Raw genomic sequence first — 26,153 nt, forward strand, 5'->3', positions numbered from 1 at the left:
TAAGGCAAGGTTTTCGTACACTCGCGGTCTTCAAATAAAGGAAGCCACATTAGCAAATGAACTTTTTCGGGAACATCGGCCGTAAGCTTAAAAATCGCTTTTCAACTCCATTATTCATTCAGCCTAATGACACTAATTTACGCGTCAAACTTGTAGCTATTGCAAAAAATGAAGCGGCATACCTACCCGACTGGATTTTTCATCATTTGTTTTTTGGGTTTTCTGAACTAGTAATATATGTGAACAACAGTTACGACAATTCATGGAAACTAAAAGAGCTGTTAACAAAAAACACTCAGGTTCGTATCGAAGATGGTGATAATTATTTCCAACAGACAAAACGGTCCCCTCAAAACCTTATTTATGAAATTGAAATGTCACATGCAAAAAAACAAGGCTTCTCGCATGTAATGTTTTTGGATATAGATGAATATTTTACTACAACGTGTTTATCCGCGCATATTAACGATGTGGTAGCATTTATTGATGCAGATGTATGTTGCTTCGAGTGGGTATTGAAACTCAAAGAAGAAAAAATATTTTCAGCGCCGTTTTGTGACGCACTAATACATCACAAACGAGCAAGACAAGTAAAGTCTTTGGTTAAAACTGACTTAAAGATTAAGCAGTTCAATCCCCATAACGTGTATAGTGAGCGCGCCAATTATCGCTTAGCTGATAAAACCACTTTTAAGGTGACTTCACCTTTATCAATGTCTCTTGTTCCTGCAGAGGAGCTTTTAAAACCTCTAAAAGACTACTTTGTATTGCATCGTATTTTACGACATGAGGTAGAGTACATCGCTTCATTAACAAGAGGACGACCGATACCGGGATCTCAGAAAAACTCAATATTTAAAGATAACAGAGGCGGAATACTCAGTGACGAAAATGCTGAGACACTTTCAATTCCGCAAGATGCTATTGAAAATTATCAACGGCAACGAGAAATCTTTTTCCAAAAATACACTTTGAATTCTTTTTTAGAAGAGGCTCAACAATCTGTTATAGAACGCTACAATGAAGCTATACAAAAAATCCAAAACGCCCCCATTGAAGAGTCTGACACACTCAAAAAAATACTTAGGAATGTTACTGACAAAGGTGTCATAGACGCTTACAACGAATTCAAAATGCAACATAAATAAGCCTGAATTTTCGTTAGATATAAAGTTTTTTTGAGCACTTGGCGTGCTTAATGTCAATTCGTCTCGTAAACTATAGTCCTATTACTAATAGCATTAATAAAAGAGCGGCATATGGCATTAAAATCGGTAAGTAGCAATTTAATCAGCAAACGTTTAATAGCGACAGTTTGTAGTATATTAAGCATCACCGCTATCGTTGTGGCTCCATTAAAAGTAAGTATCGCAGCAGAGATATCGAATGAAGTTGTAAAATTACAAAAGATTGATTACCAAGACGTATTCAATATCGAATACGCTGCAAACCCTATTTTCACGCATGATGGCAAACGCCTTATATACGAACGCCGGTCCATGGATATACAAAGCGACCGTTTAAACACAAATATATGGTTTGTGGATTTAAAAACAGGCGATAACAAACCACTAATTTCTGACAGCGATAGACACTATTCACCCGTATTGTCACCGGACGGTCGTAAGCTCGCTTATTTATCGAATAAAGATGGCAGTACTCAGTTGTATATTCGTTGGTTGCAAAGTGGCGAAGACGTAAAAGTGACGCAACTCGAATATTCATCAAATAGCATTACTTGGTCGCCAGATTCGCAGTCGCTTGCATTTTCAATGTTCACGCCAATTGCGTCGACTATTTTGTTCAAAGATATGCCAGCAAAACCAAAGAATGCCGAATGGGCCGGACAAGCAAAAGTCATCGATACCACCTTATACAGAAGCGATGGCAGAGGTTTTAATCAAGCAGGGTTTTCACAGCTTTACGTGATTGATGCAATAGGTGGCACACCACGACAAATCACTCAAGGCGACTTTAATCACTCAGGTAGATTAAGCTACAGCAAAGATGGTAGCGCTATTTTCTTCAGTGCCGATCGCCATCCCGATGCTGCACTTAGACCACTTCAAAGCGATATCTTCAGTGTCAGTATCGATACAGGTGCGGTTGAAAAAATCACCAGTATTGAAGGCCCAGAAAGCGCCCCCATGTTGAGCCCTGATGGTAAACACATTGCGTTTTTATGGGTAAATGACAGAAAGTTATCATTTCAAGTCAATCAATTAATGGTCAAAGCTTTAAATGGCAGTGATTCAAATGAAGCGACTTCACTGACCCCAACATTTGATCGAACAATACAAGACGTGCAATGGGCTCATAATTCAAAAGGCTTATATTTTAGCTACATTGATGAGGGCGAAACCAAACTTGCTTATGTCAGCATAAAAGGAAAATTAAAAGAGTACGATCTGTCATTGGGTGGACAAGCAATTGGCAGACCCTATACCTCAGGCGATTTTACCATCAACAAATCGGGTGACATAGCGTTTACCAAAAATGATCCTCAGCGCCCTGCTGATATATGGTTACTAGACGGTAAAAAACAAACTCAACTAACGCGCCTTAATGAAGATGCATTTGCTCATAAAGCGCTTGCAAAAACACATGCAATTGAGGTGAGTAGCAGTATCGACAAACTCAACATCCCCGCGTGGATTGCCTTACCACCTGACTTTGACCCAACTAAAAAATATCCATTTATCCTAGAGATTCACGGTGGCCCTCATGCTGCCTACGGCGATACTTTTAGTATGGAAGTGCAACTAATGGCAGCAAAAGGCTATGTTGTGGCATGGGCAAACCCAAGAGGAAGTTCATCTTATGGCGAAGATTTTGGCAATGAGATACATCACAATTACCCTTCCAATGACTACCAAGATCTAATGGATGTAGTTGATGCAGTAATTGCGAAAGGTTACATCGATACTAATAATCTATTCATTACTGGCGGCTCGGGCGGAGGCGTTTTAACCGCGTGGAGCATAGGTAAAACAGATAGATTTGCTGCCGCAGTGGTCGCAAAGCCAGTGATTAACTGGATGAGTTTTGCCTTAACCGCAGATGCCTATCCCTATTTTAGTCAGTATTGGATGCCTGATATGCCATGGAATATTAATGAGCATCTTTGGAAACATTCGCCATTGTCATTGGTCGGTAATGTGAAAACACCCACCATGCTATTAACCGGTGAGGCTGATTATCGAACGCCAATGAGTGAAACCGAACAATATTATCAAGCCCTTCGCTTACAAAAGATTGATTCAGCAATGGTCAGAATCCCAGGTGCATCACATGGTATTGCCGCGAGACCGAGTCATCTGATTCAAAAAATTGGGAACATAGTCGCTTGGTTTGAAAAGTATAAGAAGTAGATTTTAGCTACTCACCTTTAATGAAGTGTAGTTGCTTGTATTCAATAAAAAGGGCCTTTATCAAACATTGAAAAAGGTCTTTTTCAAAAGACAATTTACTCAAAGTCAGTTTCGATTCAAGAAACCACTTAAGCTAAAACAAAAAAACCACTGCTCAATGAGCAGTGGTTAAAAGCGGCGCTAAGCCAACGAAAATTTTACCGTTTAATAAATATGGGCTTAGCAATTAGCATTAATTCATTCGTCTAATTGCTATGCCTAGATTATGTAACTTGGCTATTTAACTAAGTTATACCAATCCTAAGCTTCAGCTTTTGCTTCAGGCTCGTCTTCTTTTTTAGTTTTTGGCAATAATAACTCTGCACGGATCTTCGCTTCAATCTCTTGCGCTAAGTCAGTATGCTCTTTTAAGTACTTAACCACATTCGCTTTACCTTGCCCAATACGGTCACCATTACAGCTGTACCATGCACCGGCTTTTTCAATTAATTTGAGTTTAACACCTAAATCAATTAACTCAGCTTCTTTACTGATACCCGCGCCATACATAATCTGGAATTCAGCTTGTTTAAACGGAGGTGCGACTTTGTTTTTAACCACTTTTACGCGCGTTTCGTTACCCACAACTTCATCACCATCCTTAATTGCACCGATACGGCGAATATCTAGACGCACTGACGAGTAAAACTTAAGCGCATTACCACCCGTTGTGGTTTCTGGGTTACCAAACATCACACCAATTTTCATACGAATTTGGTTGATAAAGATACACAGTGTGTTTGAGCGCTTGATATTAGCGGTTAGCTTACGCAATGCTTGTGACATTAATCGTGCCTGCAAACCAACGTGAGTATCACCCATGTCACCTTCAATTTCAGCTTTAGGTGTTAAGGCTGCAACCGAGTCAACGATAACGACATCAACTGCGCCCGAGCGCACTAGCATGTCGCAGATTTCAAGTGCTTGCTCACCCGTATCGGGTTGTGAAACAAGTAACTCATCAATATTGACGCCTAACTTCTCAGCGTATACTGGATCAAGCGCGTGCTCGGCATCCACAAATGCACAGGTTTTGCCTTTCTTTTGCGCTTCTGCAATTACTTGCAATGTTAATGTTGTTTTACCTGATGACTCGGGCCCGTATATTTCAACCACTCGACCACATGGCAAACCGCCAATACCTAACGCGATATCAATACTTAATGAACCGGTAGAAATAGACTCGATATCCATTGCTTGGTTATCACCTAACTTCATTATCGAACCTTTACCAAATTGCTTCTCAATTTGACCTAGGGCTGCATCTAGTGCTTTTGATTTATTATCGTTCAATTTTTTATCCTCAAGCTGCCAAGATTGGCAAGTAGTCTATCGATGTTGTGCTTTTGATGAAGCTAAGATAAACACAAGTAATCATTTATATCGGAAGTATACTGTATAACCATACAGTTTCAATAGAAAATATCTATTTTTTATAAGCAACTGTTTATAAAGTATTTTTTTAATTAATTATGCTATTAAACAACAATTACAGACGAGAACACTGTATAAAACCAACGCTTTATACAGTATATAATTGGAAAAGTTTACGCCACTAGGCGCGCGATCAGTTCTTGTAAAGCAAGCTTGATGGTTTGTTCACGGACTTGTTTTCGATTACCCGAAAAGCAACGTGAAAAGCTAATGGTACCGTGATTATCAGCAATCGCAAACCACACAAGCCCCACAGGTTTAGTATCTGTTCCACCGCCAGGCCCGGCGATACCACTCACTGCCACACTAATATCAGCACCACTTTTAGACAAAGCGCCTGTTGCCATTTGTATCACGACTTCTTCTGAAACAGCACCATGCTTTTGCAAAACGGAATCACTTACACCTACTTCATCAGCTTTTGCTTGATTTGAGTAAGTAATCCAAGCCTTTTCAAACCAAGCACTTGAGCCTGCTGTATCGGTAATTGCACATGCTATCCCACCGCCGCTGCATGATTCGGCAGTAGTCACATATTTTTCTTGCTGTAACAAGACATCACCTAAATGTGCAGAAAGCGCTTCGATGGATTTGTTGAATAAACGGCTCAATATATTTCCTGTACTGACTTCAAGTTTGCAATAAGCATCATTGCAATCTTAGGTTACTGAAAAACCAAATGTGAGTAAACCAAGGCAAAGAGAATTTTAATTTTCGGATGTAATTGCAGAAGCAATTCATTAAACTTACATAATGCTATTAGGATTGAGTTTGCTTCAACACTTTTATGCCTCGAGCAATAACACATATAATTAGAATAAAAACTCGATACACAACGCTAGTCTCCACAGAAAACAATCGGACAAAAATAACAAATGCCCAAAAGCGCCAAATCTGAACACACCCCCATGATCGCTCAGTACCTTAAAATTAAAGCTGAGCACGCTGACATTCTTTTGTTCTATCGAATGGGTGATTTTTACGAGCTGTTTTTTGATGACGCAATACGTGCAGCTGACTTATTAAATATATCACTGACTGCGCGTGGTAAATCAGGGGGCGATCCAATCCCTATGGCTGGCGTGCCCTATCATGCCGCTGAAAACTACCTAGCGCGATTGGTGAAAATGGGGGAGTCTGTTGCGATCTGCGAACAAATTGGCGATCCCGCCACCAGCAAAGGCCCGGTAGAACGTCAGGTTCAACGTATTGTGACCCCAGGCACTATTTCAGATGAAGCATTACTCGAAGAAAAAAGCGAAAGTTTATTAGTCGCGGTCAAGCAAATCAAAGGACACTACGGTGTCGCCTACATCGACATTACCAACGGCCGATTTGTCGTTGAAGATTGCTACTCTGATGAAGGATTAGAGGCCCTGCTTGAAAGGCTGCAACCAGCAGAATTACTCTACCCTGAACAAGCAAGCTTTTTCCCGCTGATTGAGAGATATAAGGGGCTTAGACGCCGTCCAATTTGGGAGTTTGATGAAGACACCGCACTCAACAAATTAAAAGCACAATTTGCTAGCCAATCGCTTGAAGGCTTTGGTGTTGATGAAAACATGGTTTCAATTGGCGCAGCCGGCTGTATTCTGCAATATGTTCAAGATACACAACGCACGGCATTACCCCACTTAAGAAAGATCACTCAACAACGTGAAAATGACGCAGTTTTGATGGATGCAGCATCTCAGCGCAATCTAGAACTCACTCGTACACTGTCTGGTAAGGTCGAAAACACCTTATTTTCTGTACTAGACCAAACAGCAACTGCTATGGGTAGCCGATTGCTTCAGCGTTGGTTACACCGACCAATTACTGATACTAATGAGCTTAAAAATAGACAATCGTGTGTGCAATCCCTGCTTGATACCTGCTATGTTGAAGTACATCAACATTTGAAAAATATCGGTGATATTGAACGCATATTAGCACGTGTATCATTGGGAACAGCGCGGCCTCGCGACTTTTCTCGCCTTAGAGATGCGCTATTGGTATTGCCCGATTTAAAACAAACACTTATCGATAGTGAACAACCTTGTCTCATTGAACTTGCCAACTTGGTCGGCCAATATGACGACGCACAATATCTCTTGGCACAAGCAATTGTAGACAACCCACCCGTAGTACTCAGAGATGGTGGCGTCATTGCACCCGGTTTTAGCGAAGAGCTCGACGAGTTAAGAGCCTTGTCACAAGGCGCAACAGATTTTTTAAATGAATTAGAAGAGCGTGAAAAAAAGCGCACAGGTATTCCCACTCTTAAAGTTGCTTATAATAAAGTACACGGGTTTTACATCGAAGTTTCACGCGCGCATTCAGACAATGTGCCCGCCGATTATATTCGACGACAAACGCTTAAAAACAACGAGCGCTTTATTATCCCTGAACTTAAGGCACACGAAGACAATGTGCTCACAAGTCAAAGCAGAGCACTTGCGCTAGAAAAAAGCCTATACCAGTCTTTGTTTGCTTCACTCGCACCTGATTTAAATCAAATGCTAGAAAGCGCCAGTCAGTTAGCCAGACTAGACGTATTAAACACCTTTGCAGAGCGCGCCGACTCTTTAAACCTTTGCTGCCCTGAAATAGTGACCAAAAACAAAATCGAATACAGCGAAGGTCGCCACATTGTTGTTGAGGAGGTCATGCAAACACCCTTTATTGCAAACCCCTTATTAATCGATGACAAAGTGCGCATGTTAATGATTACAGGGCCTAACATGGGCGGTAAAAGCACGTATATGCGCCAAACCGCTTTAATCGTGTTACTTACTTATATTGGTTGTTTTGTGCCTGCTAGCAAAGCTCAAATCGGCCCAGTTGACAGAATATTCACGCGTATTGGTGCAGCAGACGACTTGGCTTCAGGTCGGTCAACGTTTATGGTTGAAATGACCGAAACCGCTAATATTCTAAATAATGCGAGTGAAAAAAGCCTAGTCTTAATGGACGAAATTGGTCGCGGCACAAGCACATACGACGGACTATCGTTAGCATGGGCATGTGCTCAATCACTGGCGTCTAAATTAAATTCATATACCTTGTTTGCCACGCACTACTTCGAACTAACATCCCTGCAAGATAGCTTTGACACCATTCAAAACGTACACTTAAATGCAGTTGAACACGATGAGCAAATTAGGTTTATGCATCAAGTCCAACAAGGGCCCGCAAGTAAGAGTTACGGTTTGCAAGTAGCTAAACTTGCAGGTGTTCCCAAATCAGTTTTGAGTATTGCTCAGGCTAAGTTGAAACAACTTGAATCTAGCGCCAACGAGACTGTAGCACCTTCAGTTAATAATAAAACTGACACCCAGTTAAGTATTCCAATGGATGACACGCCACATTGGTTGGAGCAAAAATTGTTGCAGGTCCAGCTTGATGATTTGAGTCCCAGAGAGGTGCAAGCATTGGTGTATCAATGGCGTAAGGAAGTACAGAAGCAAACGCCTTAGTTAGTAAAATAAGAATCATCTAATATTCATTTACTTTTAAGGCATAATTTAAGTATACTACACGCCCATCGAAGCACTACAAACGTGCCTGACTTTCAGCTGCATAATTAAACCAATACAACCCCAAAATCGGCATCGAATTTTCAATGTCAGTTTTATCGAGGCTGTAGCTTAGGTTTGGATATGAGATTGAAAGCACGACATTAGCATGCAGATAAATAGCTAAATCCGCTTATTTATCATGTATAGATTCAACTTTAGTACCTTAGGGTTTTCATGACTAATTATATTTTTGTCACCGGTGGTGTGGTTTCATCATTAGGTAAAGGTATTGCAGCAGCCTCACTTGCGGCAATATTAGAAGCACGCGGTTTAAGCGTGACTATGCTCAAACTTGATCCTTATATTAACGTTGATCCTGGCACAATGAGCCCGATTCAACACGGTGAGGTGTTTGTCACAGACGATGGCGCCGAAACCGACTTAGACCTCGGCCACTATGAGCGTTTTATTCGCACCAGAATGACAAAGCGCAATAATTTCACTACCGGCCGCGTGTATGAAGAAGTGCTTAAGCGAGAACGCAGAGGTGATTACTTAGGCGCTACTATTCAAGTCATCCCTCACATCACTAATGAAATTAAACGACGCGTGATTGCCGGCGGCCAAGGTAATGATGTGGCTATCGTTGAGATTGGCGGCACGGTAGGTGATATCGAGTCTCAACCGTTTATCGAAGCGATTCGCCAATTAGGCACTGAAGTCGGTCGTGAACACGCGATGTTTATGCATTTAACGCTTGTGCCCTACCTAGCTGCATCAGGTGAAACCAAAACTAAGCCAACACAGCACTCGGTAAAAGAGTTGCGTTCAGTCGGTATCCAACCTGATATTCTAGTTTGTCGCTCTGAAGTGCCTTTGCCAGCCAATGAACGTTCAAAAATAGCGCTGTTTACCAATGTGAACGAAAAAGCTGTTATCTCGTTAAGAGACGCGGACAGTATTTACAAGATCCCTGCTGCATTAAAAGCACAAGGCATGGATAAACTAGTCGTTGAGCGTTTTGGCCTAGATTGCCCAGAAGCAGATTTGAGCGAATGGGAACAGGTACTTTATGAAGAGTCAAACCCAACGGGCGAAGTCAATATCGGCATGGTCGGTAAATACGTTGAATTACCTGACGCATACAAGTCAGTTAACGAAGCCCTTAAGCACGCGGGCTTAAAAACACGCCTTGCGGTGAATATCAAATACATCGATTCACAAGATATCGAAAGCAAAGGCGCAAGCTTACTTCATGACTTAGACGCAATCATCGTCCCGGGTGGATTTGGTGAACGCGGCATTGAAGGTAAAATAGCCGCTGCAAAATACGCTCGTGAAAATGACGTGCCGTATTTAGGTATCTGCTTAGGCATGCAAGTCGCGTATATTGAATTTGCAAGAAACGTGGCGGGCATGGATGATGCTAACAGTACTGAGTTCGATCCAGACACCAAACACCCAGTGGTTGGTTTGATCACAGAGTGGTTGGATAAAGACGGTGACAAAGAGATCCGAGATGCTAATACCGATTTAGGTGGTACTATGCGTTTGGGCAGCCAACTTTGTCATTTGCAAGAAGGTTCACTTGTTGCCAGCCTTTATGGTTCAACAGAGATTCACGAGCGTCATAGACATCGTTATGAAGTGAACAACAACCTTCGTCAAGAAATTGAAAATGCAGGTTTAAAAGTCAGCGGATTGTCTACAGACAAACGCTTGGTTGAAGTCATTGAGTTAGAAGACCACCCTTGGTTTGTGGCGGGGCAATTTCACCCTGAGTTTAACTCAACACCTAGAGACGGACATCCATTATTTACCGGCTTCATTGCTGCTGCCGGCGAATATATGAAAAACAAATAAGATACAGACACTTGCTAAGTACTTGAGTCGTAAACAAACTTATAATTGAACAAGATAAAAGGAATAAAAATGGCGAATATTAGTCGCATTGTAGGTCGCGAGATATTGGATTCTCGTGGTAACCCAACGGTTGAAGCAGATGTGTATTTAAGCTGTGGTGCGATGGGTAGAGCAGCTGCTCCATCTGGCGCATCAACTGGTTCTCGCGAAGCACTAGAGTTACGCGACGGCGACAAAGCGCGCTATCTTGGTAAAGGTGTCCTCAAAGCAGTGGCTGCGATTAACGATAAAATTGCACCTGCCCTAGCGGGTAAAGACGCCGCCGACCAAACTGCGATCGACCAATTGATGATCGATTTAGACGGCACAGAAAACAAAGAAGTATTGGGTGCAAACGCAATCTTAGCAGTATCTTTGGCAGTCGCTAAAGCAGAAGCAATCAGCCTAGGCATCCCGCTTTACGTTCATATCGCAAACTTAAATGGCACATCGGGTCAATACTCTCTTCCTTTACCAATGATGAACATCATTAACGGCGGTGAGCATGCTGACAACAACGTAGACATACAAGAGTTCATGGTGCAGCCTGTTGGTGCAAAAAGCTTTAAAGAAGCCTTAAGAATGGGTGCTGAAATTTTCCACGCACTTAAAAAAGTACTCAGTGCAAAAGGCTTAAACACAGCTGTTGGTGATGAAGGTGGCTTTGCTCCTAACTTAACATCTAACGCTGAAGCATTAGCGGTCATCGTTGAAGCAATTGAAAACGCTGGCTACAAAATGAATGAAGACATTACACTAGCGCTAGATTGTGCGGCTTCTGAGTTTTATAAAGACGGCCAATATGTGTTAAGTGGCGAAAGTAAGTCTTTCAGTTCAGAAGGTTTCAGTGATTACTTAGCAGACCTTACCGAACAATATCCTATCGTGTCTATCGAAGATGGCTTAGATGAAAGTGACTGGGACGGTTGGGCATATCAAACTAAGATCTTAGGCGATAAAGCACAGCTAGTCGGCGATGATTTGTTTGTCACAAACACTAAAATTTTATCTCGCGGTATCGAAAACGGTGTTGGTAACTCAATCCTAATTAAGTTCAACCAAATCGGTTCGTTAACAGAAACGCTTAATGCAATCAAAATGGCTAAAGACGCGGGCTTCACGGCTGTTATCTCTCACCGTTCTGGTGAGACTGAAGATGCCACGATTGCTGATTTAGCAGTGGGTACAGCAGCGGGTCAAATTAAGACAGGTTCACTTTGCCGCTCTGATCGCGTTGCTAAGTACAACCAATTATTACGTATCGAAGGTGAGCTTGGTGACAAAGCTGTTTTCAATGGTCGTAGCGAAATAAAAGGTCAATAAACTTCAAAAAAAGTTTGTTCTGTTTTAGTTTAATGATTTGAAAGAGTGCACATTGTGCGCTCTTTTTTTATGTTTTTTATCTTCGCTTAGCGTTTAAATTGAATTTAAAGCAATCAACACCGTCACTAATTAACACCGCCCCTAATAAACGAAGATGGGAATTAGCCAATAAGCCACACCTTTACAACTAAACTTAAATCCGTTCATCCTAAGATTGCACCAATAAACTTCTGTGATAAGCTAACGTATCATGCTCACAAGCAATCAAAATAAGCACTTGTTTTTATGTCAGACAATATACAAACCAACATATTTCACTTAGCGCAGCGTTTTCCTAACGTTGCTGAATTATGTAATGCTTTGTATGAGCGAGAGTTGGCCAATTTAGCAGCCAGCGAAATTTCAGATCCCTTATTGCTTAAGCGCAAACTCACCGGCCTTAGCTACCATATTAAAAACGCTGCTCAGTTCCTATTAAATGGTGAATCGCCGCTTGAAGTCGATGTTCATAACGGTACTTGGAAAGCCAAGCAATCGACAAAATGCCCAGCTGTTTTCAAAGATTTAAACACGTCAAAAGCCAAAAACCTAGATTGGTTCAATAAGTATGCTCGTCATGGGTATGTAGTTTGTGTTTATGTGAGTGATTTTGGTGAAGAGCACATAGAGCTAGATTCAATCGATATGCTACCGAACGATACAAGTCATATTCATTTAAATAAATTTGGCTGGTTTGAGCGTAACGGTGATTGCTTAGAAGACTTGGCCACCCATAAAATCTTAAGAATTGTAAAACCGACAAAGTCTATCTTGAGTGCAGCATGCGGCGGCCATACTTGGAATAGTAAAGGTCGACGTTCACCCAGAACCTTAACACTTCGTGAACTACTGCTATCGACCAATATCAATTGGAAAACATTTAAGTAGTATCAACGCTCTTATTTGCGAATTTACTCAGATTGCGCCGACGAAAATTTACCGCTAATAAACGCCTCATCAGTCAATGACTCTAAAAATGAAAGCAAAGCTAGCTTCTCTTCCTCGGTCGCATTGATTCCACGTACAAAAATAGATTTATTGGGATTATTGATTCCCCTACCTCGTCCACCTGCCACATATAAATCGATAACCTCCTCTAGGGAAGCCACACTGCCGTCGTGCATGTAAGGTGCAGTTAATGCAATATTGCGCAATGTCGGTGCTCTAAACTTGCCCCTGTCTTGATCGCGATAAGTTAAATCAGCCAAACCTTGGTCATCATTAGCGTAGCTACCCAACTCATCTTCCATATATAAGCCCGTGTTATGAAAAGGCACGAGATCTAGAGTTTGAAACGCATGTTTACTTGATTGTGAAAAGTTAAACCCGCCGTGACAATGAAAACACTCAAACTTTTCTGAAAAGAAGAGGTTTAAGCCCTCTATTTGCTGTTCTGTTAGCGCATCGTCTTGCATTTGATAAGCATAGCGATCAAACGCTGAATCAAAAAAATTTAAGCTCCTTACGTAAGATGCCAAGGCTTTCACGATCCTATCAAAGGTGATTTCTTTACTTCCAAATGCTTGTTTAAATTGTGCTTGATAATCCCCCAAACGATTAAGTATTTCTGCTTCGTTTCCCGTCGCGCCCATTTCGATTGGTTCTTCGTTAAATAGCGGAAGTACAATTTGCGATTCAAGTTGAGTTAAACCATTGTGCGCCCAATTGAATGTGCCATTGTATGCAACGTTGACCAAAGCGAGCGCATTGCGTTTTAATTCACCGCCAGTACTGCCTGTCGATTTAGCGACTGGTTGCGAAAACGCAAACTGTGGAATGTGACAACTTGCGCAGGCTTGAACTTGATTACCAGACAAACGGAAGTCAAAAAACAACTTCTCGCCTAGTTCGACTTTTGCTTGAGTCATTGGATTATCTTCTGGCACAAAGGGCTTTGGGAACGCTTCGGGGATATTCCATTGGTAAGGCTCAGGTGCTTTTTGACAACTGCCCATCATCAAAGCACAGACAACTAGGAGACCACACCAAAATATCTTCATATTGCTTTAAAGACCTTTTGGTGAGCTAACGACTGCAAAAAGTGAGCACACTGTTTTTGTTGGTCAATACCGGCAAACATGCATGCGTTTTCACGTGAGATTGTGATTCCGTTTAGCAGTTGGTCTACTTGGATAGCGATATTTATCGTGACTTCATTCTCCGTTATGCCTATATGCTCAGGTTTTAAATCAAGAGAAATCGGCACTCTATTTGGCTGCTCACATTCACTTGCAGGTGCTCTTACACGAGAAGCAGATTGACAGCCAGTGCTGCCTAAGTGAAAAGCAAAGCTGTCCGTCGATGAACGCAAGTCTACTCGCATAAACTTATACCCCATCTGCCAAGACCAAAACATCGAAGCGATATTTAGCGGTGACGATTGTGTTAATGGATTTGCGTGATTTTGAAGAAAAGGGACACCGATTAAAAAGTTTAAAGAAGTACGACTTGTTTCTTGCTCTGTTTGAGATTTTGCTGTACTCATTCGATTACTAAGCGTGCTAAACGCATGCTCATCAATCATGCTTGAGACGACATAATTTGATAAAGATTTCTCACCCATATCACTTGTACTTTCAGCACTTTTTTCTATATTTTTTTCATCGCAAACATTAGCCGCACTTATCAGTGCCGTGCCATCATATTGCCAGTAGTTATTTAGCATATTAAATAGTATGGGCTCGCTGGTGCCAGTAAACCTTAAACGCAATTGATGCAAATAAAACGCGAAGGTTTCAATCGACACCGGGTCTTGCTTGGTTTCCCCAATATTCGTAAATCCCAAACGACCGGCCTTACATTTTACTAAGTAGCCATCATGCATTATGCTAAACCGTAAATTAAGCTTGTGTGTTCCACTACCCGATTCAGTCATCAATGAATCGTCATTAACCGGCGCACAAGCGTAGACCAGCATAAGTGTGACAATAGTTAGCGTATATCTAAAGTAAGTGCGCATGTTATCCATAAAATCGCGAAGACGTTTTATCTAATTAAAATAGACCGACAAAGTGCATTTATACCGGCGTTAATCAATCTAAGCCGCGGTCATTTAAAGCACTCATACAAAAAAGTGAGTTTCAAAATGAAACAAGGAATAAAGAGTTTATCAAGTTTAGTCATGATTACTACGCTTTCATTGGTATTTGCCGTAAAGGTAAATGCGCATATGGACCATGACCGCGCTCGATTTATTGCCCCCGACGGCATTGATCGAGGTGATTGTAAGAACCGTTTTCGCCCTTGCGCGAGTATCAGCTTTGCCGCAAAGCAGGCCGACAAAGGCGATGTGCTTTTGTTTGCTCACGGCACTTATACCATCGAAAGCACAAGCGATATTTTTCATTTAGTCAGTGATATCGTACCGGCCTATGGCGGCTTTCAACCACTTGATAACTACCAAGTGCAAAACCCTAATCAATTTCCAACCACGTTAGTCGGTATTCCGCCAGAATATGCTCAAATACTCTATACCCGAGGGTTCAACGTTATTTCTGATACCAAGGGCTTGGCAAGTGAGCAAGCTGACGCGCTTAATTTAGACCTAGAAAAGGTCAATGCAATGAATCAGTCTCAATCACAAACAGATTGCGATGCGGGTTTAGCTGGCGTATTTCCTTGTAATAACGTATCCCTACTTGCCCATGTTCCACGCGCAGACCTACCTACATCATCAACCACAGCAAACGATATTTGGGGGCACGTTGACCTAAATACGATGAAGGAATACGCGCTGCTTGGCATGCGTCGTGGAATTGTCGTAATCGATGTAACAGAACCTACTCAACCTAATTTTGTTGGGTCGGTTTCAGGTAACAGCACAACTTGGCGAGACATCAAGGTTTATCAATTTTACTCTGAAACGCTCAATAAATGGCAGGCGTTTGCCTATGCAACTGCAGATAGCTCTTCCGAAGGTTTAACCATCATTGACCTAAACAGCTTAGATTCAGGCATTGGTTTGGTGACGCGTCAGCGAGACGATCCGTCGGCACATAACATTTATATATCGGGTGTTGACTACAGTCTAAACATTGCTAATACCTCAGTTGAACCTCGTGTTCATATCTTGGGCGCACAATCTCGTGGCGGTTCGCTTAAAAGCTATTCTTTATCCAACCCGCGTGATTTACAAAATACATATAACCTAACGGGTGCATCAAGAGCTGATTACACGCATGACGCCTCATCTGTTCTGATTAATGATGTTCGGGCAACACGCGATTGCGTGAACGGCGACGAAAATGGTTGTTTGGTCATGCTTGATTTTAATGAAAACTCACTAAGGCTTTGGGACCATACACTTGAATCAAGCTCAAGCGAATTATCTGAGAGCTTTTACCCCAACACGTCTTACGCGCATTCCGGTTGGTGGACAGAAGATAAGCAATATGTCTTGTTACACGATGAATTGGACGAGCGAGATTTTAGCTTACCTACTACAGTTCATATTTTTGATATTTCTGACTTGAGTAACCCAACACTAGCGGGCACATGGAAGGGGCCAACGGGCGCCATTGATCACAATGGCTTTGTGTTGGGCAACAAATACTACATGTCTAACTATGAAAGAGGCTTAACGATTCTAGATATCTCTTCACCAAGTTCGCCTCAAGAAATCGGTCACTTTGATACCTTCCCTAGTTCAGACAATACTTCCTTCAATGGCGCATGGGGCGTGTACCCTTATCTTCCAAGCGGCTCTATTTTGGTCAGTGATATCCAAGGTGGCTTATATGTAGTGAAAGACGAAACAGATGCCGACGACAAGGCCAACATCTCATTTGAAGCCAATTCTTACCAAGTTTTAGAAGGTGAAAGCGTTGAATTAACAGTAACGAAATCAGGCCCACAAGCTGCAAGCATAGACTACGAGATTATCTTGGGTTCAACACAAAACGAAGATGCCCAAGTCGAAACGCGTGGCACGCTTGAATGGTCTATTGATGATGACACCAGCAAGACAATTACCATAGAAGCCCTTGAAGATGGCACCAGCGAGAATTCAGAAACCCTATTTGTGCGTTTAATAAACCCAAGTGCAGATGCGGAAATAAAAGGTCGATATATCACTGCTGTTGAAATCGAGTCACTTGAGGCACCTAGCTCAGTCTTTGCCTTTGACATTGCTGAACTAGAAGTCAAAGAAATTGACGGTCAAATAAGCGTTGATGTCAATCGAAGTGGCACATCAAACGCGGCATTGACTCTGAACGTGAGCTTGCAAGACATCAGTAGTTCAAGCAGCGATTATGAACTGCTCACCGACACACTTTCTTGGGAAGAAAACGATATCAGTGCCAAAACGGTAATGGTAAACATCATTAATGACGAACAAACTGAGAGCGAAGAAAGCTTCACGATTGTTTTGTCTAGTAACCAAGAAAACGTTGAGCTTTCATCATCTTCTATAACAGTCAGTATAATCGATGATGAATCTAATGCTCCCCCAACAGTGACACTTGAGTCTGACACAATAAATGTGAATACCAGACAAACGGTTACCATAACTGCCGTTGGCAATGATCCAGAAGGTGCTGAAATAGACTATCAATGGGCGCAAACCGCAGGCGATTCAGTTAGCCTAACAGGGCGTAATGATGCAAGCATCTCATTTGCCGCCCCAGAAACAGCTCAAACGATCAGTTTTACGGTAAGTGTCACTGATGATTTTGAAAAAGTGAGCACTGCATCCGTTGATGTGGTTGTAGCAGAACCGCCGGCTCCACCACCCGCAACCACACCAGCACCGGCGCCTACCCCAGAACCACCGTCAAATTCATCTGGCGGTTCTTTGTTTTGGTTAATTGGTTTGATGTTAATTAGCTTGCAAATGAGATTTACCTTTAGGTTAAAGCCGAGAAACTATTAACAATGAATATATTCAATAATGACTGAAAAAAGCCAAGCAAAAAACCAGAGTTCCAAACGCATCATTGCTTGGTTGTTTTCTCACTTATTGCCCTATAAATTTAAAGTTGTTTTAGCACTTATCGCATTGTTGATAGGTGCTTTAGCGTGGTTAGTGCTTGGGCAAGGTGTTAAGTTAGTGGTTGACCAAGGCTTTGTCGCTGGCGATGAAAATATGCTCACCATTGCACTGATCATCGTCTTAGCGATTGTGTTAATTGGCAGTTTAGCGACCTACTTTCGATTCTACTTAATGGTGTGGTTGGGCGAAAAAGTCTGTGCAGATATTCGCGCCTCTTTATTCGCCCATTTAGTCACGTTGAGCCCTAATTTTTTTGCAGAAACGCGCACTGGCGAAGTTATTTCAAGATTTACCAGTGATACCACACTGCTTCAATCCGTGGTTGGCACTGGTGTTTCAATGTCTTTGCGATCTGCTGTCATGTTAATAGGTGCCTTAGTCTTGATGCTGATAACCTCTTGGCAACTAACGCTCTACGTGTTTATTGCGGTACCATTAATTCTGTTGCCAATTAAAGCCCTTGGCAAACAAGTCAGGTTTTACGCAAAGCAAAGTCAGGACGACGTTGCCAGCATGGGCACTTTGATTGACGAAAGCCTACACGAAATCCATACGCTTCAGTCTTATAACCACGAACAAGCAAGTGTTAATAACTTCAATAGCAGTATTGATAAAGTGATGGCAAGTGCCAGTCAACGCATTCATTATCGCGCCCTGTTAATTGCACTCATTATGTTTATCAGCTTGTCTTCTATCTTTATAGTGGGATGGATTGGCGCACGCGAAGTGATTGCGGGCAATATCAGTGCAGGTGAACTCACTGCTTTTGTCTTTTATGCCGTGCTTGCAGGTGGCTCTATTGCTACTATCAGTGAGGTTATTGGAGACTTACAAAAAGCAGTAGGTGCAAGTGAGCGTATCGTTGAACTTTTAAATACCGCACCTGAAATCACCAACTCACAAGCCGCGAAAGATAAAAGCCATCTAGACAAGCACCCACAATTTAATGAAAGCGCGGCTATCATAGAAGCAAAAGAAATCACATTTGCATACCCGAGTGCACCTGATAAAGAGGTTATTAAAAACGTTAGCTTCAATGCTCAAAGAGGACAAAAGATTGCAATTGTTGGGCACAGTGGTGCGGGAAAATCGACCTTGTTTGATTTGCTTATGCGCTTCTATGAATTAAATCAGGGTGACATCAAAATCGCCGGTATCCCACAAAAAGCATTGAGTATCGAAGACTTACGAAAGCAGTTTGCACTTGTTCCTCAAGATGCGGTGATTTTTGCGTTATCAGTAAGTGACAATATTCGCTTATCAAAACCAAACGCCACTGATGATGAAATAGTAGCTGCTGCCAAACTAGCCTATGCAGATGAATTTATTCAGGGCTTCAGTCAAGGTTATCAAACAGAATTAGGTGAAAGAGGTGTAAAGTTATCTGGCGGTCAAAAACAGCGTATTGCGATTGCCAGAGCCATACTTGCCAAGCGCCCTATTTTGCTGCTCGATGAAGCAACCAGTGCTTTAGATGCGAGCAGTGAACGCTATGTAAAACTTGCTTTAGATTCACTGATGCAAGAGACAACAACCTTGATTATCGCGCATCGGCTTTCGACCGTACTCAATGCAGATAAAATACTGGTCATGCAACAAGGTGAACTGATTGCACAAGGTACGCATGATACGCTATTAATGTCGAATACAGTGTACAAGGAATTTGTTGAATTGCAGTTGAGTTAGCACAAATGAGAGAATGTCGTGTAAAAAGCATCGGTAAAACTTTGTAACAATTAAGTCATAAATATCCACGTTTCAAAACTTAAATCACTTTTCAGTAGTAGTAATATGACCGTCCCAATAAAGGGACCACAAAGCACCTTTCGACAGAAAAGGTATCGTATAACTAGCTCGGAAAGCATTATGTTCATAAACTTCAAGAAAAAAACACTTGTCGCTTTGATGCTCTCAAGCCTTGCCTTAAGTGCAGCGGCTGACGATCATGAAAAAGACAAAGAAGAAAAAGAAACGCTTGTTGAAATTTTAGAGAAAAAGGCGGAGTTCGATGGCTTCGTTGATATTTATCGCGACAAAAAAGATGGCTCAGGCCTAATTGTTTTTGATGAATCTCAACTAAATACTCCTTTCCTGTATTTCGTATCAACAGTCGACGGTGTCGTTTCAGCAGGTACCTTTCGAGGTCAGTTTAGAGAAACGAGACTATTAGAGTTTAGACGCAACTTTGACCGTATCGAAATTGTTTCAAAAACACCCAGATTTTACTTCGATCCCGAAAATGCAGTTAGCCGCGCAGCCTCCGCTAACATCAGCGAAGCCATTTTGGTATCTACTAAAATAGAACACGAAGAAGATGGTAAAATCGCGATCTCACTTGACGACGTCTTTAAAGGCGAAGCCATGCACCGCGTTGCACCCATGCCTGCATCAGACCCCAAAGCAGATAAAAATCGCTTTAAACCTGGCAAGCTTTCTAAAGATAAAACCAGTATCAGCGAGATAAACAACTTCCCTGAAAATACTCACGTAATCGTTGATTATGTTTATGAAAACGATACACCAAAAGTGTATGGTGGCCCTGATATTTCTGATCAGCGATACACCAAGCTTTCTATTCAACATGCCTTTATCAAAGCGCCTGAGAATAACTTCAAACCGAGAAAAGACGACCCACGAGTTGGCTTTTTCTCTCAACAGTTTGATGATTTAACCTCAGATCAAACCGCAAACTACCGCGATGTGATTAATCGTTGGCACTTAGAGAAAAAAGATCCAAGTGCACAAGTATCTGATCCTGTTGAACCTATCGTTTGGTGGATTGAAAATACTACCCCCATGGAATGGCGCGAAACTATCAAAAACGCAACACTGGCGTGGAACAGCTCGTTTGAAAAAGCAGGCATCAGTAACGCTATCGAAGTGCGCGTGCAACCTGATGATGCAGACTGGAGCGCCGATGATGTGCGCTACAATGTTTTGCGTTGGACGTCATCACCTCGCCCACCTTTCGGCGGCTATGGTCCAAGCTTGGCACACCCGTTAACAGGGCAAATCGTAGCAGCGGATATTATGCTCGAATACAGCTTTATGAAAGGCAGATGGGTCGCCAGCGAAATGTTTACCGACGGTGCTAATTTGCTTGATAAAAACTACGGTGAACAGGCTGAACTCACTTGCTCATTAGGCCATGAATTAAACATGGGCATGATGTTTGGCAAAGTTGCTGGATTAGCTGACGGTATGGGCGACATCGAAAAAGATAAACTGTTGCGTCAATCAATGGCTTACCTAATCCTTCACGAAGTTGGACACACGCTAGGCTTAAACCACAACATGATGGCAACACAACTTCACAATCATGACGATGCACACAACCCGGAAATTACTCAAGGTATTTTGGCGGGTTCTGTCATGGATTACCCTTCTGTTAACTATGCACCATTAGGCGTTGAGCAAGGTGACTTTTATAGCGAAAAACCAGGTCCCTATGATGATTGGGTAATTCAGTACGGCTACTCAGTTGCATTAGATGACGATGCGGCAGAGGAAAAGCGCTTAAATGCAATTCTTAATCGCTCAGCTGAGCCAGAACTTGCCTTTGGTAATGACGCAGACGATATGCGTGCACCGGGTCGCCATGTTGATCCGCGAATCAATATTTTTGATATGTCGAGTGACGCGATTGATTACGCACAAGACAGATTTGTGTTGATTAAAGATATGGCGGGCAAAATAAAAGATAAGCTTTTACAAGATGGTCGTTCACACAATGACTTAGTTGTAGGCGCGAATGTCCTGTTTGGTGAAATGGCGCGTCAAGCCGCTGTTGTTTCTCGCTACGTGGGTGGTGTTTACCTCAACCGCGCTTATGTAGGGCAAGAGGGTTATACTCAACCACTGACACCTGTACCACTTGAAGAACAACAAAAAGCATTGAACACCCTGTCTGCTTTCTTATTTGCACCTGATGCGATTGAAGAAATGGAACCTTTGTTTGCTTACCTTCAGCGTCAACGTCGAGGGTTTAGTGGCTGGGGACGTGACGAGTCACCTAAAATTCACGATATGCTTCTAGGTGCACAAAAAAATGTGCTAAACCACCTTATGCACCCTAACGTGACGATGCGCATTACCGACACTGCTTTATTCGGAAATGAGATGAGCATCGAAACAATGATGGGCCGTTTAACTGATGGTATTTTTAAAGCTGATATCAAAAAAGACGTCAATTCGTATCGTCGTAACTTGCAAGTTGAGTACGTCGAACGCTTGGTTGCAATGTCAGGTCTGGAAAAAGCCAGCAAGCACGATAACTTTGCGCAAGCGGCAGCGACATATGAGCTTGGTCGAGTACTTGATATGGTTAAGAGTAGCCGTGGCAATCAGGCAACCAAGGTGCATAAAGCGTTTCTTAAAGACCGTGTGAACAGAGCGTTTCATAAAAGTAAGTCTTAGCTAACTTGTAAAGTTAAAAAATAGTGTAATAACTTACATGTCTAGGCCTGATGCGAATGAAAATTTGTGTCAGGCTTTTTTCATCCTCAATGGAAAAACAAAATTTAGGCATGTGCTTGAGTTAGTATTCGCTAACTTCAATGATAAATCACCATGATTCCCACATATTATTTGTCACTCAGCAGGAAGCGTTATAAGATAGCGCTATGTAAAGATGTCTAAATTATTTACAGTTGAAAAGCTAACGTGCAAAAAAGACTTTAGAATCAGATAGGTGGGATCGGCTTAATTTTTGCATATGACCCCAAGGTAAATATTAGTCTAGCAGTAATCAAAGGATGTGGATGGACAACGAAAAGACAACAGGTCTAACTCAGCGAAACTCAGCCGATAAAAGCAAACGTTTTTTTATAAAAAAAGCAAGTGTTGCTGCGGGTATTGCTACGCTAGCTCCCTCGTCTGTTTGGGGAGCATGCAACGCATCTGGGATTTCTGGCGGTTCACAGGATACAAGCTCCTCTTGTGCAATGCCTACATATTTAGAAGGTCGTAATCCTGACTTTTGGGCTAAATGGTTAAAGGACCATCCCACTGGCAGCGACAAAAATATTGTCAATTGGTCAGTCAGTGACATTCACTCTGATACAGAAGTGTTTAATGCCCACAATGCTCCAAATGATAGTTGGATAGGTAACCAGAAACGCTATTATTATTACCATGCGGTAGCCGATGTAATCAGCCACTTAACATTCACTGTTAAATCGCGTGATACTGACGGCAAAGAGCAAATCGCCGAAATTAACGCGTATAATGCAATCAAACATGCTCCAAATACAATTCAAGCGCACCTTGCTGCGATCTATTTGAATAATTTGTTTGGGTATTCAGAAGTGACGTTTGAATATCAAACTAACCAAGGGATTTCCTTTCTTTTAGATCATTATTGGGGCATGAGTATGCACGTTAATAATTTTATTAGTGACTTGAATGCCCGATACCGAACAGTTGATACAACGGAAAACAAGTTAAGAGCAGGCCTTGGGCTATAAAAGAACTGAAGCTAATAATCATAGTTTGAAAAAACGCATGTGGCGCGTTAAAAAACTCAACGACAACTCCGCCATATGCGCATACAATATCGACACAGACAAAACCTACTTTATAGATCGTGAGTCGCTAAAGCCCCTACTCGCCACCCCGAATCAAACGATTGACGATGTATTCGATTCCCTTTGCGACTCAACCTTAGACAATCCCGATTCACTAAAAAAAAGTGGCCTCTTAGCTTTGTTGGAAAAACAATGATAATTGATTCTGGTTTGCACTCATTTCGAATTTTAGGCGCCCCAGAACATATAAAAAAAGCGCTAGTTGAGCTTTATGGAAGAACTGACGAACGAAAATTTGCGGATTTTCAGATTAGACTTAATCGAAATGGCTTGCGAAAATTTTTAAAGCCACAAGTATCGATTGAAATTGAAGGCCAGCAACCATTCAATCCCGTTCCCCCTGAGAAATTGCTACCTTCTATCGAGTGGGCAATGAATTGGTGCGTGGCTGCCTACGAACACAATCATCTTTTAATTCATGCTTCAGTTGTTGAAAGAAACAACAAGAGCATCATCTTTCCGGCTCAATCTGGTTCAGGAAAATCAACGCTTTCAACCTATTTAGCGCTTAATGGATGGCACTTGTTTTATGATGAAATGGCGGTCATCGACCTAAAGAGTCAAAAGACTATACCTATTTTTCGCCCGAGCTCTCTTAAGAATGAATCGATCAATATTATTGCAGGCCTTAAAAAGCCTATCAATATGTCTGACGTCACTGTTGAAACGCACAAAGGCGCTATTGCTCACGTTATGCCCCACACACGAAAAATCTATCAGTCATTAAGCCCATGTAAGCCCTGCGCAGTAATATCAATAAGCTATAGGCAAGGTTGTAATACTGAGATAGTTGAATTAGACAAAGCGGTGGGTATGTCATCTATGCTTCTGAATGCCTTCAACTATAGCGTCATAGGTTCCAGTGCATTTGATAGCATGGTCGAATTATCTAATTCCGTAAGGTTTTTTGAAGTGACATACTCAAACATGCAAGACTTGGCCTTGTTCTTAGCTGAACTTGTAAATGGCTCGGTAGATGGATAAAAAATTATTTCTGCAAATACTGCTCGACAGTCAAGTACTCGCATCGCTCAATGAACAAGGTTACGACGCATTGCTAAGAATACTTCGGCAAACCGATCTTGTTAGTAGCTTTGGTTTTTTAACAAAAACCCATGAAAATCAAGAAGTTTTACCCGTTTACATGCAGACTCATGTTAATGCATCTAAGGTATTTTCTGACGCGCAAACTCGGCAAGTTTTTAGCGCATGTGCATTGATAAAAAAAGCTGCGGATGATTTGGGAATTGAACTACTTTTTCTAAAAGGTGCTGCATATTGCCTAAGACAAACCCAAAACTCGCGGGGCCGCTTATTTTCTGATATTGATATATTGGTAAAAGTTGAAGATTTAAATACCTTAGAATCTTACCTAAACGCTAACGGTTGGAAGAGTAAAGAACTCAACGACTACGACGATAAATATTACCGCGAATGGTCACATGAACTCCCGCCCTTTACGCATTTAGCGACAGGTGTATCACTAGATATTCACCATACCTTGCTACCCACAGTCTCTCACTACAGAGTCGATATAGAAGACCTTTGGCGGAATGAGTTAAAGCTTAATTCCGGCTTCAGCGTTCCAAACCATGCATATTTGATCTTGCATAGTGCTATCCACCTTCTGCTTAACGAGGACGTTGAGAAGGGGTTTAGGGATTTATTAGATATCAACTTACTTATTATAGAGTACATGGAAGATGAAGACCTTGAGAGACTCAAAGCTGTGTTTTGCCGATCTGGTTTTGAATTTGAATTTGATTTATTGATTGAGTTATTAAATAAATGCTTTGATTGTCGATATAAACTGCCGTCAACCTCACCCTCTTACATGTTAGCATTTTGGTGTAACGCCTATTACAAGTCTATTTTTCCAGCTATGCTGGAGTTACAAACGAAGACATACCGCGCCCTCAGACTCTTGGTTTACATCAAAGGCCACCTAAATAAAATGCCATTTAGATTGTTTATTAAGCACATTATCTACAAGGCAAGTCGAAGCCTGACAAAAAAGTTATTCGGTGACTTTATTTTTAAATGAAGCGTTACGAACATTAATAAAGGAAACAACGCTTGTTAAGAACACGCAAAGCATGCTCTACTTTGAACTAGCACCGTTTATAATAATAAGTCGATTCGCTTTGCCAACGCCCTTACATGTTTCACAGGAATAGCGTAACTGATCCCACTTGGGTTGGTTAATGCGGATTCTTTGCCAGCTGATACAAATACTTTGTTTATAACGCCGATTACGTTATTGTTTTTTCTGTTAAAAACAGGACTCCCACTATTTCCAGGGTATGCTGTTGCGTCTAACTGGTAAATCATAAAAGGTGATTTGAGCCTAGAGAGCATTTGTTTGGTCAAATCATTCGCATTTCTAGCAGGGTTAATATCTGGCGCAATAGCAGAAAGTATCCCAATATGAGTTGCAGGATAGAGCCCTAATACTGCACCAATAGGGAATCCTGTAAAATATAAGGCACTGCCTTCATCTATAAACTCATCCTGAGCAAGTTTGAGTGCAGGTAACTGAGTATCAATCGATAAAAGAGCCAAATCATGTACAGGATCGATTTCAAGCACCGTCATTCTATGCATAGTTGGGTTAGGTCCGGAACCAGAGAGCGCAACATAATATTGGACGATCGTCGGATCTAAGTCCTTTGAAACCACATGATAATTTGTCACTATGTGTTTTCCATCGCCTATCACAAAGCCAGTTCCCAGAATACTGGCTGCCCGGGACTCTAAAGGCGTGAAGAGAGCAATACCTACAACTGACGGTTTAGTTTGTTTAATCTGCAGAGGTAACTCATTTGCGTAGACAAAAACACAATAAATAGTACACACGCTTACACAAAATAGTTTCAACAATGTCTTCATCTCGCTAAACTCTCAACAATAAACCGACTTAGATGATAACGAACTTTTTATTGTATGGACATTTATTCGCTTCGGCCCT

General features: G+C 41.7%; 18 protein-coding genes. 13 read left to right on the forward strand and 5 right to left on the reverse strand.

Going from position 1 to position 26,153, the window contains the following annotated elements; genetic code table 11:
• The first annotated feature begins 56 nt into the window (after positions 1 to 56).
• Positions 57 to 1,148 carry a glycosyltransferase family 2 protein gene (locus KUL10_RS07505; RefSeq protein WP_110428291.1) on the forward strand — a complete coding sequence of 364 codons (1,092 nt, stop codon included), beginning with the start codon at positions 57 to 59 and terminating at the stop codon, positions 1,146 to 1,148.
• A 111-nt stretch (positions 1,149 to 1,259) separates the two neighbouring features.
• On the forward strand, positions 1,260 to 3,371 hold the full coding sequence (locus KUL10_RS07510) for a S9 family peptidase (protein ID WP_110428292.1): 2,112 nt from the start codon (positions 1,260 to 1,262) through the stop codon (positions 3,369 to 3,371).
• Between the two features lie 300 nt (positions 3,372 to 3,671).
• On the opposite strand, the gene recA is transcribed toward KUL10_RS07510, so the two are convergent.
• The gene (recA, locus tag KUL10_RS07515) at positions 3,672 to 4,703 is read right to left on the reverse strand and encodes a recombinase RecA (protein ID WP_110428293.1); all 1,032 of its coding nucleotides are present in this window, start codon (positions 4,701 to 4,703) and stop codon (positions 3,672 to 3,674) included.
• A gap of 254 nt (positions 4,704 to 4,957) precedes the next feature.
• Positions 4,958 to 5,455, reverse strand: coding sequence for a CinA family protein (locus tag KUL10_RS07520; RefSeq protein WP_306305327.1), 498 nt, complete (start codon positions 5,453 to 5,455; stop codon positions 4,958 to 4,960).
• Positions 5,456 to 5,719: 264 nt separating this feature from the next.
• On the opposite strand from KUL10_RS07520, the gene mutS reads away from it, so the two are divergent.
• The 4 genes from mutS to KUL10_RS07540 all read left to right on the forward strand — a co-directional run bounded on the left by mutS (position 5,720) and on the right by KUL10_RS07540 (position 12,496).
• Positions 5,720 to 8,302 (forward strand): DNA mismatch repair protein MutS, encoded by a 2,583-nt coding sequence (gene mutS / locus KUL10_RS07525; protein ID WP_233499744.1) that lies wholly within the window; start codon positions 5,720 to 5,722, stop codon positions 8,300 to 8,302.
• 276 nt (positions 8,303 to 8,578) lie between these two features.
• Positions 8,579 to 10,207 (forward strand): CTP synthase, encoded by a 1,629-nt coding sequence (locus KUL10_RS07530; protein ID WP_110428295.1) that lies wholly within the window; start codon positions 8,579 to 8,581, stop codon positions 10,205 to 10,207.
• Between the two features lie 69 nt (positions 10,208 to 10,276).
• Positions 10,277 to 11,569 (forward strand): phosphopyruvate hydratase, encoded by a 1,293-nt coding sequence (gene eno, locus KUL10_RS07535; RefSeq protein ID WP_110428296.1) that lies wholly within the window; start codon positions 10,277 to 10,279, stop codon positions 11,567 to 11,569.
• A gap of 285 nt (positions 11,570 to 11,854) precedes the next feature.
• Positions 11,855 to 12,496, forward strand: a complete 642-nt coding sequence (locus KUL10_RS07540; RefSeq protein ID WP_110428297.1) for a hypothetical protein — start codon at positions 11,855 to 11,857, stop codon at positions 12,494 to 12,496.
• 23 nt (positions 12,497 to 12,519) lie between these two features.
• On the opposite strand, the gene KUL10_RS07545 is transcribed toward KUL10_RS07540, so the two are convergent.
• Positions 12,520 to 13,608 carry an MbnH family di-heme enzyme gene (locus tag KUL10_RS07545; protein ID WP_199509203.1) on the reverse strand — a complete coding sequence of 363 codons (1,089 nt, stop codon included), beginning with the start codon at positions 13,606 to 13,608 and terminating at the stop codon, positions 12,520 to 12,522.
• Positions 13,605 to 14,567, reverse strand: coding sequence for an MbnP family copper-binding protein (locus tag KUL10_RS07550; RefSeq protein ID WP_199509204.1), 963 nt, complete (start codon positions 14,565 to 14,567; stop codon positions 13,605 to 13,607). The genes KUL10_RS07545 and KUL10_RS07550 overlap by 4 nt, the downstream gene beginning before the upstream one ends.
• 126 nt (positions 14,568 to 14,693) lie before the next feature.
• On the opposite strand from KUL10_RS07550, the gene KUL10_RS07555 reads away from it, so the two are divergent.
• The 7 genes from KUL10_RS07555 to KUL10_RS07585 all read left to right on the forward strand — a co-directional run bounded on the left by KUL10_RS07555 (position 14,694) and on the right by KUL10_RS07585 (position 25,229).
• Positions 14,694 to 17,480 carry a choice-of-anchor B family protein gene (locus KUL10_RS07555; RefSeq protein ID WP_110428298.1) on the forward strand — a complete coding sequence of 929 codons (2,787 nt, stop codon included), beginning with the start codon at positions 14,694 to 14,696 and terminating at the stop codon, positions 17,478 to 17,480.
• A gap of 18 nt (positions 17,481 to 17,498) precedes the next feature.
• On the forward strand, positions 17,499 to 19,286 hold the full coding sequence (locus KUL10_RS07560) for an ABC transporter transmembrane domain-containing protein (protein WP_110428299.1): 1,788 nt from the start codon (positions 17,499 to 17,501) through the stop codon (positions 19,284 to 19,286).
• A 180-nt stretch (positions 19,287 to 19,466) separates the two neighbouring features.
• Entirely contained in the window at positions 19,467 to 22,016 is a 2,550-nt protein-coding gene (locus KUL10_RS07565; protein ID WP_110428300.1) for a zinc-dependent metalloprotease, read from the forward strand.
• A gap of 344 nt (positions 22,017 to 22,360) precedes the next feature.
• Entirely contained in the window at positions 22,361 to 23,065 is a 705-nt protein-coding gene (locus KUL10_RS07570; RefSeq protein ID WP_110428301.1) for a hypothetical protein, read from the forward strand.
• Positions 23,055 to 23,321 carry a hypothetical protein gene (locus tag KUL10_RS07575; RefSeq protein WP_110428302.1) on the forward strand — a complete coding sequence of 89 codons (267 nt, stop codon included), beginning with the start codon at positions 23,055 to 23,057 and terminating at the stop codon, positions 23,319 to 23,321. The genes KUL10_RS07570 and KUL10_RS07575 overlap by 11 nt, the downstream gene beginning before the upstream one ends.
• The gene (locus tag KUL10_RS07580; RefSeq protein WP_110428303.1) at positions 23,318 to 24,169 is read left to right on the forward strand and encodes an HprK-related kinase A; all 852 of its coding nucleotides are present in this window, start codon (positions 23,318 to 23,320) and stop codon (positions 24,167 to 24,169) included. Before KUL10_RS07575 ends, KUL10_RS07580 begins: the two co-directional genes overlap by 4 nt.
• The gene (locus KUL10_RS07585; protein WP_110428304.1) at positions 24,162 to 25,229 is read left to right on the forward strand and encodes a nucleotidyltransferase family protein; all 1,068 of its coding nucleotides are present in this window, start codon (positions 24,162 to 24,164) and stop codon (positions 25,227 to 25,229) included. Before KUL10_RS07580 ends, KUL10_RS07585 begins: the two co-directional genes overlap by 8 nt.
• Before the next feature lie 77 nt (positions 25,230 to 25,306).
• On the opposite strand, the gene KUL10_RS07590 is transcribed toward KUL10_RS07585, so the two are convergent.
• A complete protein-coding gene (locus KUL10_RS07590) occupies positions 25,307 to 26,074 on the reverse strand; it encodes a serine protease (RefSeq protein ID WP_110428305.1) in 768 nt (255 codons plus the stop codon).
• Positions 26,075 to 26,153 lie beyond the last annotated feature (79 nt).

This window comes from Glaciecola sp. KUL10 (assembly GCF_003203515.1).
Classification (GTDB): Bacteria; Pseudomonadota; Gammaproteobacteria; order Enterobacterales; family Alteromonadaceae; genus Glaciecola.